The following is a 17066-nucleotide window of genomic DNA, read 5'->3' on the forward strand; positions in this document are numbered from 1 at the left end:
CGCAGTCGCTGCTTATGATCGATTTCGAGGGGCGTTTTCAGTTCTTAGTCGTGTCCCGTCAGGTCAACTTCTCGGGCACCCTGAAATCATGACTCCGGTGAAGTCATCTCTGTGTACCTGCCGACTCCGCAATTCTGTTTGCAGCTTCGACGACGAGGTTCCCGAAGTCATGCCCGGGGGAGCTAATCACACGTGCTAGGGGCATGGCGAGGCATACTGCGGCAACGATCTCCTCGTTGATGCGCACGGGAGCACTGACGGATCCTAGTCCTGGAGTTCTCACACTTACCGATTCAACCCAGCCAACAGATGCGAGTTGCGTTAGTGCGTCTTCTTCGGCAGCGAGCAGGCGACCACTGGAGCCGAGCGGCAGGGGAAGCCTGAATCCAGGTGGTACTGTGGCGCGGAGCTCATGGCGGCTCTCGGCACTGATTAGGCAGATACGGTCATGACCTCGTCTCACCCACAATTGGACGGTCTCGCCCGTTCGGTCACGCAGGTCGTGTAATACGGGCAAGCCGGCGTTCTCCAGCGCCGAACGGACGAACCGGTCTCCCAGACGGAATGTTCCACTCTCGGTACGGCGGAGAAAATCGTATTCGGCGAGCTGCGAAGCAAGACGGTGTGCCGTGGACAGGGACAGACCAGTTCGTCGGGCCAACTCGCTTGCCGTGATGGCGGAACGACCGACTGCATCGAGTATGGCTGCCGCACGTTCGAGGGTCCGGTTGCTTCCATTTGTCTCTGTGGACGACATGCGTCTAAGCCTACGGTTTTCGCTAACCTTTGATGGCCACGGATTCTGCCATGAATTCTGCGACGATTTTTTGGGAGATTGCAACGTCAAGGACAAAGACGCCCGTGTCATGGGAAGCGAGCCAGTCCTGAAGCTGCTGCAGATCCGCAAGGGTGAGAGCCTTGGCGCCGTCTGTCCCGAGCGCGCGACCGACGGCGGCGAAATCCACCTCATCGATGAGCATTGCCTTCTCGTGTAGTCCCTTGACAGCGTACTGGTGGAGCTCCGCGCCGTATGCGGAGTCATTCAGTACCACCACAACACCTTTGCGTGTGGCACGAATGAAGGTCTCAAAATCGGCGAGTCCCATCAGGCCACCGCCGTCACCGGTAAAGAGAACTGTGGTGCGCTCAGGTCGCGCAACCGAGACACCGGCGGCAGATCCGAAGCCCATACCTATCGACTGAAAAGCGGTGCCAACAAGAATCAACGCCTGGGGGTCTGGTACGGACAGATACATGGGCGCCCAGCCGATGAAATGTCCTCCGTCCATCACGACGGATCGCTCCTTGGGAAGGATTCCTTCGAGGGCCGCGACGACGGCGCGTGGGTTGAGACGGCCGTCGGGGCCGAATTCGTGCGGATCTTCGATAGGAACGGAGGCGCGGAATTCCTCGCCAGCCACTTCCGGCATTCGCTCCCGCCAGCCGGTGTGCGGGTACGAAGAAGACACGTCGATGCGCGTGAGGAGGCCCTCGACGAACGGTAGGATATCGGCGCGAACGTATTCCGCTTCCGGAAGTACTCCGGTGTCCGGTTCGTTGTCGACGCGGATGATCTTCGTCCCCGTCGGGAACATCGTTCCGTACCGGGTTTGGAAAAGATTCTGGCTTGCGCCAATGACCAGTACCACGTCAGCTTGTCGGGCAACCTCAAGGCGGTGGAGCCGGGTGAAACCGCCGGCGAGGCCTAGGTTCCAGGGGCTGTCGAAGGCGTTGGCTGCCATGACCGAGGTCATGAAAAATGCGCCAAGGCGATCCCCGAGTTCATGCAGGGGACGTGTTGCGTCAGCCAGCAGCACTCCCCGGCCGGCGAGGATCAAGGGGCGTTGCGCCTGCGACAACGAGCTGGCGACATGGTCCAGTTGTGCGATTTGTGCAGGCCACGTCGACATCTCGGGTAGGGGTTCAAGCGCCATCGGTTCCGCTGGTTCCGCCGTCGCCCAGTCGTAGGGTATCGACAGCACGACTGGTTGAACTGTGCGCAGTGCGAGATCGAAAGCCCTGTTAGCCACGGCCGCCGCGTTGTGGGGCCCCGCGGTCAAAGCGATCACTCCGGCTGCCTCAGCTGCCTTGGGTTGGTCGATGTCCATAGGCCGTCGGCCGCTTGAGGGAGCGTCACCGGTCACCAGCACTAGCGGGATCCTGGCGATTCGAGCTTCGGCCAGTGTGGTGTAAGCGTTGGCGAACCCGGCACCGTAGGTAGTGGTTGCAGCCGCGATCCTCCCCGTTGCCCGGTAGTATGCGTCAGCCATACTGACGGTTGCAGCTTCGTGGCGGGCAGAGGTGAACGGAAAGCCACGACGCGTGAGCCGGCTGATGAGATGGACGTTGCCGTTGCCCATCAAACCGAACAGGTGCCCGGCCCGCTCCGCGACGACGTCCGCAACGACGGCGGCGACATTTCCTTCGTCCGGCAGGTCGGGCTTGTTTCCCCCGGGCACTTCAGGCCCTGCATTCGTCATGGCTCTCCTCATGGTGCGATGTTCTTCTCTTGTTTGGTGACGGGCCGGGCGACGGCACGGTGACTGAGGGTTTCTTCAGCCACCGCCGTCGCTTGGGTCCTACTGGGCGAGGAAGGGGACGATCAGGGATGTCACGAACAGGACCAGCGCTCCGCCGAGACGATTGGTGAGGGCGGCGAACGGCATGAGGTGCATCCGGTTCGCGGCGCTGAGCACGGCCACGTCGCCGCTGCCTCCGGTATCTGCCATCACAAGGCCCGGTGTGATGGATGCTTCGACGAAGTTGAATTTCACCAGCCATCCCAAGATCCCGGATGTGGTGGTCGCGATGACAACGGTGCAGACGGTCAGCAGGATGAACATCGGGTTACTCAGGGATGCAAGCACCTCGGTGATGTCGATGAAAGTGAGGCTGACACCGACCAGCAGGGCGGGAACTAGGACAGCTCCGACCAGATCGCCCCAGTCCGCGGTGGAGTCTTCCACGTCACGGGGAAGCAGGCCGAAAATTTTGACTGCGGCCGCTGCGATGATTGTCCAGGCGTATGGATGCAGGGCCGGCAGGAAGACCGCAACGAGGTTACCGAATACAAACAGGCCTCCTGCTATAAGCAATCCCTTGCCGAGGGCGATGAAGGAGGACGTATCGCGCTTGGGCGGCAGAGCGAGTTCGTCTGCGCGGCCACTGATCCGCAGGAGTTGTCCGTGGCCGTTGAACCCGACGAAGAACTGCTTCTTGCGCTTTCCCAGTCCGTTGTAGATGCCGGCGATGAGGATGCAGACCACGTTGGCCATGACGACGGCGGACATCAGGTCACCCATGAATGTTGCCGAGTCACCGCCGGTTGCTGCCGCATACATCTCGGACATCGGTAGTGCGCCCACTCCGAGGCCGCCGGCCATGATCGGGGCCGCGATGAACAGAATGCCCTCGATGAATCCAAAGCCAGTCACGGCGCCGAGGAGACCTATCAGAAGGAATGTCGAGATGAGGCAACCAATTAGCGGCACAGCGAAGCGGGGGCCAGCCTTTAGCAGCAGAGTGCGAGGCATGCCAAGGATGGAACCGGCAATAATGGCAACGACGAAGAAGTCCAGAAAGCCGTATCCGTCGACGAAGTTCTGCACCACGGTGATGATGTTCTCCGGCATCAGCCCGAAGAAGGCAAGGGTCGCCGGTGCGAAGGTGCACAAGACGGTGGGCAACCCGAAGTCACGGATCACCGGGACGAGGTTGCCAAGCCAGATGAACAGTCCGCCCAAGAGCATGGTGGTTGCAAATCCAACCACCATTGTGTCTGGCAAATTGCCTGTCAATGCTGCGATGAGGACCAGGCCAGCCAGAACCAGGTATAGAGGTGCCGGAACGCTCGAGATGCGGAAGCCCAGATTACCCGGGTAGTGCGTCCCCGGACGATCACCGATGGATTTTGTGACCGGATGTTTGATACCGCCGACGGGGCCGGGGTGATTGTCCTGCATAGTCGTGTCCGTTGTTTGGCTCGCCGTGTCAGTCGAGTGTGGATTTTTAGACATCATCGTCTCCGATACGGAATAGGAGTAGGTGTTGTGGCTGCATATTCGGCTTCAAATCGCTGGGTAACCGGCGTAGAAGGACGTCGCTGAAGAAAGGGAAAGGGGTGGCCCCTACGAGGAATCACCACACTGTTCCCGCTTACGAAGGGAACCCTTATCCCAACTGGTGGGAAGACCCTTCCATTAGGCGGATAGACGATAACAGCAGACCTGTGATGCACGCAACAGGTTTCTGGCCAAGGGGCTCCTGCATGCGAATATTCGGCCGTAGCCAGGGCGAGGCTGGGGGTCAGGCATCAACAGGCAAACGTCGGGAGCGGTCGGAAATCGCCGGAGGTCGGATCTTGATAGGCCCCTTGTGACCCAGATCATCGCCTGCTACAGTCTTCCCACTTAGCAGAATTACCTTCCCATCCAGTGAGAATACCCACCGTCGGTATCCTTCAGCAGGCTCCTCCATTCAAATCGGACGCCCGTGCGTGGAAGCGCCCGACAATCAGCAAGGCAGGAAGACCATGACCCACTATGAAATCGCCGTCATGCCCGGGGACGGAATCGGTCCCGAGGTTGTCGAGGCCGCTCTGACGGTATTGAAGGAATGCGAAGAGCGCTACGGCCTGCGCCTCAATTACACCTTCTACGACTTCAGCGCCGACCTATACCGCCGAACGGGACGGAGAATCACTCCTGCCGATATGGATGAAATCGGCAGGAAGGACGCTGTGCTGTTCGGTGCGATGGGACTACCGGATGTGCGTGGTCCGGAAGGTCTTGAACTGGGCGCCCAGGTTGAGATGCGGGCCCACTATGGACTGTTCTCCAGCCTCCGCCCAGTTCGCCTCTTCCCGGGGGTGGAAAGCGCTGTGAAAGCAGGAAACGTCGACATGCTCGTTATCCGGGAAACCTCCGAAGGAATGTTCGCAGGACTGGCCGACAAGCACGAGCCCAGCAACGAGCAAGCCAGCGACCGCATGACCATCACCCGGGCGACCTGCGAGAAACTCTTCGATGTAGCCTTCTCGCAGGCTCGGGCGCGCCGGAAGCGCGGCACGCCGGGACACGTGACGCTGCTTCACAAGTCCAACGCGCTCCGGAGCAACGTCTTGATGGAGAAGGTGTTCGACGAAGTCGCAGCCAAGAACGCGGACATCGGCAGCGCCAAGTACTACATTGACGCCGGATCGATGTATATGGTCACCGACCCCGGTCGGTACGACGTGGTCGTCTCCGAGAACATCTTCGGAGACATTGTCTCCGAGATTGCAGCAGGCTTGGTCGGCGGTCTCGGCGTTGCGCCATCTGCAGACGTAAGCCTCACGCACGGCGTGTTCCAGCCGTCCCACGGCAGCGCTCCCGACATTGCAGGCAAGGCAATAGCAAATCCCACGGCGATGATCCTGTCCGCAGCAATGATGCTGGAATGGCTGGGCCAGCGCCACGGTGACGAACTGTGCAGCCAGGTGGCACGGTATATCCAACGCGCCGTTGAGGCGGCTTTGGAAGCAGGCCCGCTTCCACGCGACCTCGGTGGGACGGCAGGAACGCAGGAAGTATTGGAGACGATCCTTGGCGCCCTTCCCGCCGTAAGCGCCCTTCCGGCGTAGTAACCAGCGCGACCGCATGGTCGCAGAAGCAACTACTAGCGGTGACGCCTAACGCGCAACGTTGAGCCACAAATCCTTGCCTCACGCACGGCTGTCACAACCAGGAAAGGTGCGTCGTCATGACACACAAAGTTTTGTTCGTGAATCCACTGGCGGACTACATAGATCGCCTCATGGACTCCACTCCCGTCGGCTACAGCGTGAAAGTGATGCCCCTGGATGCCGACCTGTCGGAGATATGCCGGGAAGCGGCTGCTGCCGATTTCCTCATCTCCGGCGTCAACGTCCCTGAAGCTGTTTTCAGGGCAGCGGAGAAAGTGAAATTCATCCAGTACATGAGCTCAGGTTATGGCCAGCTGCCGATCGGCGTGCTGAATGAGTTGGAAGTTCCTGTGGCTCAAATGAAGACACACTCCATCTCCGTAGCTGAGCATGCGGTGACGTTGATGCTCACGTTGCTACGCCGGATCCCGGCCTCCACGCAATTGATGCGCGATGGGAAATGGCGTGAGGATCTGGACGAGATGTCCTACTCCGAGCTGTACAGCAAGACTGTCGGGATCGTCGGTCTCGGCAACATCGGACGATGGGTCGGCAAGGTCGTACATCATGGTTTCGGCGCCAATGTGGTCTTCTATGACAATGCCGAAATTCCGCTGACCGTGTCCGAGCTCATTGGAGCCCGGCCGGTGCCGCTGGAGGAGCTCATGGCCGTCTCTGACGTCGTGTGCGTCAGTGTCCCGCTGAACGCCGAATCCGACAAGCTCATCGGCAGGGAAGAACTCGCACTAATGAAACAGAGTGGCGTTCTCGTTAACGTTGGCCGCGGGGAAGTTATCGACGAGCGTGCGCTCATCGAGTGCTTGCGCGAAGGGCAGATTGCTGGAGCCGGCCTCGACGTTTACGCCAATGAGCCCCTGGACCTTTCCAGCGAGCTGCTGGAACTAGACCAGGCCGTCTGTACCCCTCACATGGCCGGCGTGGGCTGGGAAAACGTAGAGCGCAGGATCTCAACAGTCTGGCGGAACTTCGACGCAGTCCTCAACGGCGAGATTCCAAGCGGAGTCGTAACCGCCACCAAGCGGGCAAGGAGCACCGCGGAAGTCACGACCGTATAAGCAGGCGCACTCAAGCAGCGATGGAGACAACCGTTCGATTGCCTGTATCGCTGCTTGGGTTGCGGCCCGGCGTTCTTACCAGAAGACGATCCCTCATCGCGCGACGAAAACTCTCTCCGATCGTCGGAACTTCTCCCACACTTCCGGAGCCACAGAGCCCAATCGAATCTCAAGCGGAGGAATGTCGGCGACCCCCTATGGCAGAGTTGCTACATGCGCTTGCTCGTGATTTTTGGTCCGCCCGCGGTCGGCAAAATGACCGTCGGACGCGAGATCGCTCAGCGGAGCAACTTCCGCCTGTTCCATAACCACACGCTCATCGAGCCCCTGCTCGAAGTGTTCGACTACGGGACACCACCGTTCACCCGCCTACTCAACGAATGGCGGGCGGGAGTCGTCGAGGAAGCAGCCATGTCAGGCACCGACCTGCTGTTCACGTTTGTCTGGGGCCTGGAGCAGCAGGCAGACGCCGATGATCTCTCGAGGTACATCCGCCCCTATGTCGAGAAGGGCGCAGACGTAGCATTCGTGGAACTGTCAGCGGACCTGAACACGCGCCTGCGACGGAATCGGACCGAGTTGCGACTCGCCGAGAAGCGATCGAAGCGCGACGTGGAATGGTCCGACTCCAATGTTCGCGATATGGAGCGTTTCCTCATGAATACTGACACGAATGCCACTGTTGGCGGGGCTTTGCCAGGAACCGCACTCCTAGCTGAACACAGGCATATGCGGCTAGACAACGGGGATCTCACAGCACAGGAGGCAGCGGCTCAGATTCTCGCCTGGCTAGATAGGGATCCAACGGAACACGTCAGCCAACAGTCCGCGTCTTAGCGTAGAAGGACAACACCGAGCTCGCATACAGGCAGAGGCATCAATGGGTATCCTTCACCGTGCCTCTTCTTGGGCGGCTTCAACGGGCGAAAGAGATCCTCGACGTTCTACTCCTCGTGCAAGCTGACGCGTTCAAAGACCTTGAGGCTGCTATGGGTTTCGAAATCCATCAAGCCAGCGAGCCAGCTACGAGAGCGATTACCGAGAGTAACTTTTCCGGGTCTGCCGCGTCGAGGATTTGATTTGAGAGACCGGCCCTAAGCCCCTTCTAGTTAAGTTTCGCCAAGGTCTTGTGCTGCGACGGCTGCAAACGGCAAGATAAGCGGAAAGCGTTTTCTGAGAGGTTGGGCTTATGGCTTGCGCACCTCGCGGGGATAACTTTTGGGTTGGCACCACGCACCGTGTGCGACCCAGGTTGACCACATGGTCGCTCGTACTGAATCGTTTCACCGTAGCTGTTGAACTCAATGAGGAGAACAAGTGCGCAAACTCATGCGACAACTAGGGAGTGCGTCGCTGGTGGTGGGCTTGAGCCTGTCCACCTTTGGCTTCACTCCGCAGGATGCCGAGGCTCGTCCCGCAGACAGTCACCGCCAGATGGAAGGCCTAACCCGAGGACTGGTCGCAGCTCAGGGTGCTGACGGAATTTTCCTGAGCTGGCGGTTCCTAGGAGACGAACCGGACGGCCTGTCCTGGAACATCTACCGCAAAGACGTGGACGCCGATTTCCAGCGAATCGCAACAATTGCACCGAGGGACGTGCAACCGGAGAGCAACTACGAATCAAACCTAGGCGTGGTGAAGGAGGACGTCACTCCGTCCAACTACACCGACCCTGACGGCTTGATCACCTCTGAGTACCAGGTGGCACCTGTCATTAAGGGCAAGGAGGGCGAGCGCCAGGGAATGAGCGCGCCGATGCTGTCAGCGCTTCCCGGCCAAGCGGGCCAGGGAAACCGGGGAGCCGCGCACTTCATCCAGCTCAAGCCGGCACCGGAATCCGTACCCCTCGCGCACTTCACATACCGGGGCAACCGCTTCGGGCCCGGCACTAACCTCAACCCGGCCAACATGGTCATCCCTGACACGGGGGGCCAGCACTGGTACGTAGTGGACATGGACCTGCTCCGCGGCTTCCGTGAAGCCCACGACAAAAAGACCCCAGTCAGCGCCGCCGACCTCGACCGCTGGGTCACAAAGCTGAACCAGTACAACGGCGAAAGCTGGAAGCCCACCGCTGCGCTCGGACCCGCAGGGCTCATCAGCGATGCGCTCTACGCGGAGTTGGAGGCCAAGTTCATCAAGTACGTCGAGAACCTGGACAGCGGCACAGCACTTCCCTACGCAAAGACCGGCACGGGCGCGATCCACACGTCGCAAAGCTCGCCGTACTCAACCCACGACATGACCGTTGGCGATTTCGACGGCGACGGTGAGTACGAGATCGTCGTCAAGTGGCGCAGCACCCAGCAGGATCCGATGTACTCCGAACCCATTTTCGGTGGCAGCAACACCACAACCGCCCCCGAGTACGTCGACGTGTATAAGCAGGACGGCGCCCTGATGTTCCGGGTGGAGATGGGCTACAACGTGCGGGCAGCCAATGATCACGAAACCACGCTGTTCGCGGAAGATTTCGACGGGGACGGCAAGTCTGAGCTCATGCTCAAGACCGGGCTGGGAACACGGGTTGGCAACTGGGACGAAGCATCACAGTCCGTTGTCTATCCCGACACTACGGACGCGGTGGTGGGCGGTGAGGACGGCCTGAACTCGACCGTGAAGAAATTCAAGGAGTACTTCAGCACCGGGAACGAGCAGGCACTGGACACGTACTGGTCCCTGCTCAACAGCTTCAGCATCTCCTACCGGAGCCCAACGGTTGGGGGCGGCAACGACGGACCGAATGATCCTGCAGTCAAACGGTGGATCAAGACCTATCACGTTGGTCCGATCGGACCCGCCAAGGATAACCAGGAGTTCTTCTCGGCCTTCGAGTGGGATGCAGAGACCGGCAAGGGCCAACTGCTGGACAGTGAGAGTTACCCGTTCACCTATGAGGGAAGCGTGGACGGCGAGAACTGGGCCATGACCCCTGCAACCCAGCGCGGGAACTACTCCTATCTGGCCTTCCCCGGTCCGGGTGCGGGAACCTCATCCAGTGACTACAAGGCTCAGATCATGGCCGAAAAAGAAGCCTACTGGCTTGAGAACCCCTGGAAGGCGGCAGCCTACGGTGATGCGCAAGGCAACCGCCCCAACCGGTACGTCGGCGTCGTCGCTGCTCTTGACGGAGTGAACAAGTACGCCGTTTCGCAGCGCGGCTACTATCACCGGACTACTCTTGCGGCCTTCAACATCGTGGACGGCCAGGTCAATCTCCAGGCCAGCTTCGATTCGGATGACCCGCAGTACTGGTCACTCGGAGGGGAAGCGTACGACTACCGGAACCGTGGCAACCACGACACCAAATCCGCGGATCTGGACGGTGACGGCTGGGATGAAGTTGTCCTTAAGGCCATGGTCCTGGGTCTGAACGAGGACAAGACCAAGATCCTGCCCAAGGTCCTCAACGGCGACGTGATGCCCACCATCGAGGGGCAGAACGGTGTCCCACCGGTCGCTGGCAAGTTTCAGTTCGCCACCGATGCGGTGCGGGACAACCCGCTCAACGAGTGGGCTCCACTGCGCCACGGTGATCGCGGCGCGTTGCTCCCCGTCGACAAGGAGAACAACATCCGAGAATGGTCCGGCATGGAGGAGCACCTGCTCGATGACATCCGCACGGGCCGCCACCTCGGCTGGATCCCCGGCCCTGCCGGCTACGACCCGATGAAGGGCAAGCGACTGAACAAAAAGGGCGAGGTGATCTACGAGAATTCGCTCCTCTACGGCGTCTACGCGGGAAGTGACGACGAGGGCAGCGTGGCTGGCAATTACTCCAACCGCTGGCCCGGTGCACAGGCAGGTTCAGCCGGAGTGACCACCGAAGTCCGCAGCATGGTCACCGGCGAGATCCTGACCACCACGGCGATTCCGCGGGGCATCGGGCAGGGACAGAACGCAATCTGGTTTGGCGGCGGACTGACGCACATGGCAGTCAACGGAGCCAACATCAATAGCGTTGATGACCTGACCTTCGCAACCTCCTCGTACCTCGCCACGGGCCTGACGTCGACGGGCAACAAGAGCACGCCCACTCTCAAAGCCGACCTCTTTGGAGACTGGCGCGAGGAACTCGTGTTGCGGGCCAGTGGGAACCGCCTAGGTATCGTCACCACGCTTGCGCCTTCCGAATACGGCATCCGCACGCTGATGCACGATCCGATGTACCGCAACGGCGTCGCCAACAAGAACAACGGCTACGACCAGATGGGGTTTGCGAGCTTCTACCTCGGCGACGAGGCAGAGCTGCCTGAGAAGAGGAAGGACATCCTGATTCCCGCCCCGGCTGATACCACTGCACCAACCATCACGATCAGTCCGAAGGACAAGGACGGCAGCGAGCCTTACAGGCAGGTCTCCTTCGACCTGTTCGACGCTGGCACTCTTGACCGGCTAACCCTCAACGGGGTTGAGCGGGATCTGCCGAACAAGACGGGCTCTCAGCTGAACAGCATCAAGCCGGGCAAGTTCGGTGCGGTGAGCGGAGTGAACGAGCTGAAGGTGTACGACGACGCCGGAAACGTCGCCACGCTGTCGTTCACACTGACCGACTCGAAAGGCTAGTTTCCGCTCCATCTATAACGCAGTACGGACCAGTGACCATTCAAAATTTGGCCGCTGGTCCGTACTGCGTTACGGGGTGACGAATCCTGGCCGCGCAGCGTGATACTCCTTCACCCAGGCTAAGAACGGCTTGCTGTCGGCGTATGCAACGCCGCCAAAAACTCTGGAAAAGGGTTCCACCTCCGACGACGAAGGATGGGAAAGGGCAGCAGGAAGACTAAGGAGTCGGACATGGGTGTGGCGCCCACCCCGACGGATAGGCGCCACAGTGGTGAGGGCTGTTGGAGCAATCCGCCCAGCAGGCCCTCGTTGTCTTCGCTACCATCAGTCGTGGTGTCGGCCGAGATATCGGCGTCCACATCGCTGTCCGCGTTCGGGGAAACGTCGACGTTGGTGTTGTTGCCGTTCGCGGTGTCATCGATGTCGACGACACCATCGTGGAGGATGTTATCCAGCGACAGGTTGCCGCTATCGGTGATGGTGTTGTCGGTCACCTGGGCGACCTCGTCCACATGGGTCTCAGTGCTGTCCCAGAGTTGGCGCCGGCCATGCCGGCGCCTCCTACGAGCATCAGACCGCTAACGGATCCTACTGCCAGGGACTTCTTGATGATGTTTCGCATGTTTCTGCCTCCACATCTCTGTTGGGGTAGAGGACGTTAAGCACTTCGGGGGGGCCCCGAACCGGATTGGTACCAAGCGGACCTCCTTGTCAGTCACCAGAAAAAAGCCGTCCACAGTATTCGCTTCAGCCAAACGTTCATAGCGCGATCGGATCGGTAACCGGACCCCAGCGAGCCGCCTGTGACGCCCGCTGAGCCGTGACCGGCCCCACGGTTGTCCGATTCTTGGCACGGGTATGCTGGCAGGCATGGGAATGGTCCCACTGAAGGTTTGGTGTGCTACCTCGGTAGTCCTGCGGCAGGCGTGCCGGTGAGGGCCCTCGTAAAGGGTGGTCTTCTTGCCGTGCTCCTGCTGATGACCGGCTGCAGCGACAACGGCGAGGTATCCGGTCCGACGCAACAGACCCCTTCCGCGTCCGCGCGTGCGTCAAGCACACCGAGCCCGTCAAGCACACCGAGTCCGTCGCCGCAGGCCTTGGAGTCTGCTCCAGTTGTGTCGCCGAGCAGCCCACCAGCTACTTCAAAGTCGCTCGCCCCCGGTGAATTGATCGCGCTGAATCGGAACCTGATCGGGGCGGCCTGGGAAAACAATGTCGCCGAAGCTCGCCGACTCATCGACGCCGGTGCTGACGTCAACTACGAGGACGAGACCCAACAGAGCGCTTTTCTCATTGCAGCGAGCGAGGGCTATATCGAGCTGCTGAATCTGACCCTGCGCAACGGCGCGGATGTTCACGCGCGCGACAGTTACAACGGCACCGCCCTGATCCGCGCTGCGGAGCGTGGCCATGCGGAAGCGGTGCGAAGGCTGCTGGAGACGGACGTGGACGTTAACCACGTCAACAACCCGGGGTGGACCGCACTGCACGAGGCGATCATCTTTGGCGATGGCTCGCCACGGTACGTTGAGACGGTACAGTTGCTCGTCGAAGGCGGCGCCGACGTGAGACTCCCCTCCCAGAGCGATGGTCTGACCCCCTTGCAGCAAGCCACGTCCCTCGGCTTCCAAGAGATCGCTACTATTCTGCGCGCAGCGACGGAACAGTAGACGGCGATGGCGAGGCGACCCGGTTGTGGCCGAACACCCGGGCTTGGCTATTCCGGCTCGGTGACTAGCAACGGCTCTATCCGAGCGGCGCATGATGCTCGAATGAAGGGCTTCTCCGCCTCAGAGACGCGGTTGTTCTTTCCTGTGTCATCGCACCAATCGACGTCGTGTGGATACGCTTCCACGGCCGCCTCCCCGTGAGCGGTGTTGGTTGGTAGTTGGAATGAGTACTTGAAACCGCCGGCATCGGTCATCGGCGCGGTTGTACTGATGATCTTCTTACCGCCCGCATCTGTGACCGTCACATTGACTTCAGCGTTCTCGCCATAACGGGGATCGCAATCGGAGTCCTGCGCTTCGATGATTACGGTCTCCCCGACTGCAGCACTCGAAGGACTGACGGAATAGGGCGGCGGCATGCACGGTGGCGCTCTAAAGATGGACGTACTGCAGCCAGCAAGTACAACAATTCCTCCGAGCGCACATGCTGTAAGAGGTGCTACCGTTAGCCAGCTGGGCCCTCGGCGTAGAATCCGGAACTGCGGCTTCATTTCCTCATTATGAGGATTCCTCGCACCCTTCTTGCCTCAGTCACATATCTGTCGCCGTATTGTTGCTCAACTAGATCCCACGAGTGGACGGGATCCCGCACCGTGCACCGTCTAACTGGCCGAAGTTGCGATGCCTCCACTATGAACGGGACGGATTTCGACGCCACCAGTACTCCGGCGGACGGCCGGGTTGAACCGGGCGAGAGCTATTGCGGCGTCGAGTTCAGCGGCTTCAAGGACATAGAAGCCTGCCACAAACTAGTCAGCTTGGATGAATGGCTCTGGCGTACAGCCAGCGCATGTACGCCCAGGCAGCCGGCAACTTCGAGGACCTGAGCGTGAGGACGGAAGGCGCCATAGATAGGACATTTCGCCTCATACACAGACCTGGCCACAGGAAAAAACCTGCAACCAGCTCTAGGCCCGTCGTGATCGGGTCAGGCCGACTGCTTGACTTAATCCGATGCAGTAAGCCCTCTTACTAGTTAACTCCTCGCTTCTTGGGCCAGTGAAGGGTGCGCGTCACGGAATGCCATCGGGGTGTACTCTCCTTGCATACAGCCTCGCTTTAGGAGTCCGGAGGGGTGTGATGAGCGCGGGTAGGAACGCCTCCGATGTAAGCCGCCCATCGACCGAGAGACAGCTTTTCCGACGTGTAGCATCGCGGAGCGGTGCGGATCCTGCGCACCCCTTGGTCGCGTCTCATGAGGCGGAAATTCGGTTGCGGGTGCTGAAGGCTGCGAGTGCTTTGGTCGACCGTCTCACCTACGACGCAGTGACCATTGATGCTGTTGCGCGGGCTTCCGGTGTCAGCAAGTCGACGCTGTACCGGTACTGGCCGAGCCGTCAGCTGTTGGTGTTGGAGGCGTTCACCTACAAGACGAATCTCCTGACCAACGTCGAAGATACGGGGGACGTTGAACGCGACCTTCATTCCTACCTGGTGGCGCTCACTTATTGCTTGAAAGTCGGCGGTGCAGCGTCCACCGTCGCGAACCTGTTCGCTGAAGCCATTCGCAGTGAGGAGTTCGCGGTACAGTTCCGGCAAACCCTGGTCCGGGAACGCAGGCACGGCTTCCTGGTGATCCTGTGGCGCGGCCAACGCCGGGGTCAGATCCGCGATGATGTTGATGTCGGAACCGTGGTGGATGCGGTGTACGGATCGATTCACCACCGACTCCTCGCTACGGGCCAGGACATCGACGGACCCTTCCTCCGGAGTTTGACTCGCTTTGCAATTGACGGCACAGCTACGGCGGCGTACGCGGCCGTGTCCCGCTCGTAAGCCTGAGCCTTTCAACGTTCGGAGCACCTGCCCGATTGTCGCGTCAGGCCATTCGGTGGAACGATCAATGGCATTTCGTCTCATTCCTTCGCCTGACGGGAGCGGTCGGCGGGATGGTGGTTTCGGCACCACATTCGGTGCTGACACCACAACTGAAGGAATGAATGTCATGAGGACGACGGACAACAGCTCCCGGACCGACATCGGAGCGCAGCACCCGGAGCTGTACAGGGCGCTCATGCCGGTTGCGAAACTAGCGGACAAGACAGCGCTCGAAGAGGGCCTGTCGCCGCTGCTCATCGAACTGGTGAAGCTGCGGGGCTCTCAGATCAACGGGTGCGCGTTCTGCCTGCGCATTCATGCCAACGACGCCCTCAACAAGGGCGAGACCCCGATTCGTCTGAGCGTCCTGTCGGCGTGGCGTGAAAGTCATTACTTCACCGAACAAGAACGTTCCGCTCTGGCCCTGACCGAATACCTCACCCTGATCCAGGACGCGCACCAGAATACCGGCCTTTATGAGTCGGCCGCCGCGCACCTCACTGCCGGACAACTATCCGCGGTGACTTGGGTCGTCATGGTCATCAACATGTACAACCGGATCGCCATCAGCAGCGGCTACCGCGTCATTCCCTGAATACGGCCAGCGCAGCGTCTCCGCTGATCGGCTAGGGCCGATCCACACCTCTAAAAGCACTCACACCACTACGATCCGAACGGCGTCCGTGACGCCGGTTCACGAAGAATAGAAATTGGAGGCGCATTCTCATGCGCAAAATCCTCATCATTGGGGGCGGCTACGCGGGTTTCTACACTGCATGGCGGCTTGAAAAGTATATGCGGCAAGGCGAAGCCGAGGTGACCCTTGTGGACCCGCTGCCGTACATGACCTATCAGCCGTTCCTTCCCGAGGTGCTGGCAGGATCGATCGAACCTCGACACAGTGTGATCGTGCATCGGCGGCACCTGAAAAAGACACGGATGATCACCGCTAAGGTCACTTACCTTCACCATGGAAGTCGCACCGCTAGCTTGGTCTTCGCCGACGGTCGCACTGCTCGAGAGACTTACGACATCGTCATCGTCACAGGGGGCGCTGTCACCCGTGTGATCCCCATCCCCGGCATCGCCGATCGTGCAATCGGGGTGAAGAACGTTGAAGAAGCCGTCCTCATCCGCGATGCCATACTGCACAACATCGACGCCGCCGCGGCCCTGCCACCAGGTCCCGAACGGGAGAAACTCCTGACTGTCGTGTTCGTCGGAGGCGGCTACGCGGGCATCGAGGCTTTCGGGGAACTCCGGTCGCTGGTTACAGCAACCCTGAAGCAGTACCCCGAGCTGACACTCAACGAAACCCACTTCCACCTCATCCAGGCAACGAACCGAATCCTGCCAGAGGTCTCCGAGGAGACCAGCCGGTGGGTCCTTCGGCACCTCGCCCGGCGCCACGCAACCGTGCACCTCTCCACACAAGTCACCTCGGCGGCCGACCGGCATATCACCCTGTCCACGGGTGAAACGCTCAATGCAGGCCTGCTCATATGGACCGCCGGTGTGATCGCGAACCCCCTCATCACCAGGAACACCGACTTGCCCGTCGATGACCGCGGCCGACTCATCGCCCGTGCCGACCTTCGCATCGGAACGACCGACGCCCCCATTCCGGATGCATGGACGGCTGGCGATAACGCAGCAATTCCGGATCTCACCGGTGGTGGCGTCGGCGGGTACACAGTGCCTAACGCCCAGCACGCCATCCGGCAAGCCAAGCTTCTAGCCAAAAACGTCCGAGACACCTTACGCGGCGGCGAGGCACGCGAATATTCTCACCGCAACCTTGGAGCCGTCGCCACCCTAGGTCTTGGGTCCGGCGTATTCCAGTCCGGGCCGGTCGTCATCAAAGGCTTTCCCGCCTGGCTCATACACCGCGGGTACCACGTCCTAGCCATTCCCACTTGGGAACGGAAGTGGCGAGACATATGGGGGTGGTGGAACAATCTCTGGCTCGGCCGCGACACCGCAGGCCTGCGCGGATTGGACACCCCTCGGGGCGCGTTCCAAGAGGCCGCTTCCTACAGCACGTTTACCGAATCTGGACCTGCCAGCGCCGCCGCACCTGATATGGCCCAGGCGGAACTCACACGAGCCGCGTAGAAGGACTGCCGTTTCGATACTCAGCTATGCGCGGTGTGGGCACTGCATAGGCGGGCACCGCGTGTCCGGCGAACAGGCGCACTGTACAGGCAACGCGAG

Annotated in this window: 14 protein-coding genes; 8 read left to right on the forward strand and 6 right to left on the reverse strand. The window is 60.3% G+C overall.

The features are described 5' to 3' along the window. Positions 1-103 precede the first annotated feature (103 nt). The 3 genes from M1D74_RS02970 to M1D74_RS02980 all read right to left on the reverse strand — a co-directional run bounded on the left by M1D74_RS02970 (position 104) and on the right by M1D74_RS02980 (position 3962). On the reverse strand, positions 104-868 hold the full coding sequence (locus M1D74_RS02970) for an IclR family transcriptional regulator (protein ID WP_458116414.1): 765 nt from the start codon (positions 866-868) through the stop codon (positions 104-106). After that, positions 780-2480 carry a thiamine pyrophosphate-binding protein gene (locus M1D74_RS02975; protein ID WP_458116415.1) on the reverse strand — a complete coding sequence of 567 codons (1701 nt, stop codon included), beginning with the start codon at positions 2478-2480 and terminating at the stop codon, positions 780-782. Before M1D74_RS02975 ends, M1D74_RS02970 begins: the two co-directional genes overlap by 89 nt. A 99-nt stretch (positions 2481-2579) precedes the next feature. Continuing rightward, positions 2580-3962, reverse strand: coding sequence for a 2-hydroxycarboxylate transporter family protein (locus M1D74_RS02980; protein WP_458116416.1), 1383 nt, complete (start codon positions 3960-3962; stop codon positions 2580-2582). 569 nt (positions 3963-4531) lie between these two features. Between M1D74_RS02980 and M1D74_RS02985 the strand changes: the two genes are divergently transcribed. The 4 genes from M1D74_RS02985 (at position 4532) to M1D74_RS03000 (ending at position 11304) form a co-directional block, all read left to right on the forward strand. Beyond that, positions 4532-5620 carry an isocitrate/isopropylmalate dehydrogenase family protein gene (locus M1D74_RS02985; RefSeq protein ID WP_458116417.1) on the forward strand — a complete coding sequence of 363 codons (1089 nt, stop codon included), beginning with the start codon at positions 4532-4534 and terminating at the stop codon, positions 5618-5620. 119 nt (positions 5621-5739) lie between these two features. Further along, positions 5740-6738: an NAD(P)-dependent oxidoreductase gene (locus M1D74_RS02990; RefSeq protein ID WP_458116418.1), complete on the forward strand. Its 999-nt coding sequence runs from the start codon at positions 5740-5742 to the stop codon at positions 6736-6738. A 213-nt stretch (positions 6739-6951) separates the two neighbouring features. Next, complete coding sequence (locus M1D74_RS02995; RefSeq protein ID WP_458116419.1) at positions 6952-7575, forward strand: AAA family ATPase; 624 nt, start codon at positions 6952-6954, stop codon at positions 7573-7575. A 480-nt stretch (positions 7576-8055) separates the two neighbouring features. Continuing rightward, a complete protein-coding gene (locus tag M1D74_RS03000; protein ID WP_458116420.1) occupies positions 8056-11304 on the forward strand; it encodes a rhamnogalacturonan lyase family protein in 3249 nt (1082 codons plus the stop codon). A gap of 119 nt (positions 11305-11423) precedes the next feature. Here the strand turns inward: M1D74_RS03000 and M1D74_RS03005 are convergent, their stop codons facing one another. Further along, positions 11424-11816, reverse strand: coding sequence for a hypothetical protein (locus M1D74_RS03005; protein WP_458116421.1), 393 nt, complete (start codon positions 11814-11816; stop codon positions 11424-11426). 420 nt (positions 11817-12236) lie between these two features. Between M1D74_RS03005 and M1D74_RS03010 the strand changes: the two genes are divergently transcribed. Continuing rightward, entirely contained in the window at positions 12237-12974 is a 738-nt protein-coding gene (locus tag M1D74_RS03010; protein WP_458116422.1) for an ankyrin repeat domain-containing protein, read from the forward strand. A 47-nt stretch (positions 12975-13021) separates the two neighbouring features. Here the strand turns inward: M1D74_RS03010 and M1D74_RS03015 are convergent, their stop codons facing one another. Together M1D74_RS03015 and M1D74_RS03020 are read right to left on the reverse strand one after the other, a co-directional pair. Next, complete coding sequence (locus tag M1D74_RS03015; protein ID WP_458116423.1) at positions 13022-13393, reverse strand: hypothetical protein; 372 nt, start codon at positions 13391-13393, stop codon at positions 13022-13024. A 243-nt stretch (positions 13394-13636) separates the two neighbouring features. Then, positions 13637-13780 (reverse strand): hypothetical protein, encoded by a 144-nt coding sequence (locus tag M1D74_RS03020; RefSeq protein ID WP_458116424.1) that lies wholly within the window; start codon positions 13778-13780, stop codon positions 13637-13639. Positions 13781-14216: 436 nt separating this feature from the next. Between M1D74_RS03020 and M1D74_RS03025 the strand changes: the two genes are divergently transcribed. The 3 genes from M1D74_RS03025 to M1D74_RS03035 all read left to right on the forward strand — a co-directional run bounded on the left by M1D74_RS03025 (position 14217) and on the right by M1D74_RS03035 (position 16967). After that, on the forward strand, positions 14217-14810 hold the full coding sequence (locus M1D74_RS03025) for a TetR/AcrR family transcriptional regulator (RefSeq protein WP_458116425.1): 594 nt from the start codon (positions 14217-14219) through the stop codon (positions 14808-14810). A gap of 169 nt (positions 14811-14979) precedes the next feature. After that, positions 14980-15447: a carboxymuconolactone decarboxylase family protein gene (locus M1D74_RS03030; protein ID WP_458116426.1), complete on the forward strand. Its 468-nt coding sequence runs from the start codon at positions 14980-14982 to the stop codon at positions 15445-15447. A gap of 131 nt (positions 15448-15578) precedes the next feature. Next, positions 15579-16967: an NAD(P)/FAD-dependent oxidoreductase gene (locus M1D74_RS03035; RefSeq protein WP_458116427.1), complete on the forward strand. Its 1389-nt coding sequence runs from the start codon at positions 15579-15581 to the stop codon at positions 16965-16967. The last annotated feature ends 99 nt before the right edge of the window (positions 16968-17066 follow it).

This window comes from Arthrobacter sp. D2-10 (genome assembly GCF_054161285.1).